At 37.1% G+C, this 2008-nt stretch carries 3 protein-coding genes; all 3 read left to right on the forward strand.

From position 1 onward, the window contains the following. Positions 1-372 (forward strand): gliding motility-associated C-terminal domain-containing protein (locus tag H0W62_15295; GenBank protein ID MBA3649883.1); only part of this gene is annotated, 372 nt, incomplete at its 5' end. Positions 373-420: 48 nt separating this feature from the next. After that, entirely contained in the window at positions 421-939 is a 519-nt protein-coding gene (locus tag H0W62_15300) for a DUF4251 domain-containing protein (GenBank protein MBA3649884.1), read from the forward strand. A 97-nt stretch (positions 940-1036) separates the two neighbouring features. Further along, positions 1037-2008, forward strand: a 972-nt coding sequence (locus H0W62_15305) for a family 10 glycosylhydrolase (GenBank protein ID MBA3649885.1), incomplete at its 3' end; no start/stop codon positions are given.

Here is a 2008-nt window from a genome sequence, read left to right on the forward strand (position 1 = left end):
GGCTATGGTACGCCGGGGTATAAAAATTCACAATTTAGAACTGATCTTCAAGTGCAGGGAGAAATAACAGTAGCACCCGAAATCTTTTCTCCGGATAATGACGGTATGGATGATTTTGCTGTTATTAATTATAATTTTCCTTCTCCCGGGTATATTGCCAACATTACTATTTTTGATGCTTCGGGCCGGCCGGTTCGTTATCTTCAAAAAAATGCTTTAAGTGGCATTAAAGGAAGTTATATTTGGGATGGACTTGGAGAGAAACAGCAAAAACTTGCGCAAGGAATTTACATCATCTATACAGAAATATTTAATACGGACGGCAAAAAGAAAAAATTTAAAAATACAATTGTACTCGCAAGAAGAATGTAAGATGAGGGCACAAATATTTCTCAATTAAATGAATATCTATTATCAAAAATGAAAGCAAATATTCCACACATACTTGTTGTATTAATATCTGCACTAACATTTTTTGGATGTACTAATAGCCGCAAGATAAAAAATGATGAACGTGTAGATGAAGCGACTTTGAAAAGCATAATCGAATCTCAAAGTTTTGTATTTGTAGCAAGGTATGTAAACCCTATGAGTGGAGGAAAGAGAGATTTAAGTTCCGGTTATGATGTGTCAGTTTCTAAGGATACTATCATAAGCAACCTGCCTTTTTTTGGACGTGGATATATTGCATCAATCAGCCCTGCTGATGTTGATTTTGACTTTACCTCTACTAAGTTTACCTATGCACTAAAACCCGCTAACAATGGCTGGAGTATTTCTATAAAGCCCAAAGATCAAACTTATCTTAGGGAACTATACTTCCGAATTTTTGATAACGCTTCTGCTTCACTTAATGTAACCAGCATAGACCGAAGTGCTATATCGTATGATGGATATATAGCGGAGAGAAAAATAATTGTGGTTAATAAGAAGAAGTAATCAATTCTAAAGCTATTAAAGCTATTTTTTTCTTCTGAACCATTGGTAAATACATTTATTCTTTACTTTTCAAAATCAACCGTATTAAAATTTCTGTATGATAAAAAAAATATTTCCTTTTCTTATAGTATTTTCTGCAACCTGTTTATTTAATTCCTGCACTTCCTCAAAAACTGCTACGGAAATTACACAGGAGAATACACCTAAAGCTATGAGAGAATTTAGGGCTGCATGGGTGGCAACAGTTGCCAACATCAATTGGCCAAGTAAACCCGGCCTCAGCACAGAGCAGCAGCAAAAGGAAGCGATTACTTTGCTTGATTTTTTGCAACAGCATAATTTTAATGCAGTTATACTTCAGGTTCGTCCGCATGCAGATGCATTGTACAAAAGTAATATTGAACCGTGGAGTTATTATCTCACCGGTAAAGGCGGCAAAGCGCCGGATCCGTATTATGATCCGCTAACATTCTGGATTGAAGAAGCACATGACCGCGGGATGGAACTGCATGTATGGCTAAATCCTTATCGTGCCCATCACCCCAAAGGCGATAGTATAATAAGTGACCAATCTATAATTAAGACGAATCCTGAAATGGTGGTTTATTTAAAACAAGGCTATTGGTGGATGGATCCTGCACAAAAAAAAGTACAGGACAGAACAACCAATGTAGTAATGGACCTTGTAAGCCGATATGATATTGATGGTGTTCATTTTGACGATTATTTTTATCCTTATCCTGATTATAATTTGATGGCGGATTTTCCTGACAGTGTAAGCTGGACTGCATATCAAAATACCGGTGGTAAATTATCACGTGGCGACTGGCGGCGCAAAAGTGTGAATGATTTAATTGAACGCATTTATAAAGAAATGAAAGCAGCAAAGCCTCAGGTTAAGTTTGGCATTAGTCCTTTTGGATTATGGCGGCCTGGATCTCCAGAATCTGCCTGTTGTTTTGACCAGTATAATGTGCTGTATGCAGATGCGAAGCTATGGTTAAACAAAGGCTGGATAGATTATTTTACCCCTCAGCTCTACTGGCCTACAAAAAGAATTCCATTAAGC

It is taken from the genome of Chitinophagales bacterium, assembly GCA_013816805.1.
In the GTDB taxonomy this organism is placed as follows: Bacteria; Bacteroidota; Bacteroidia; order Chitinophagales; family UBA10324; genus MGR-bin340.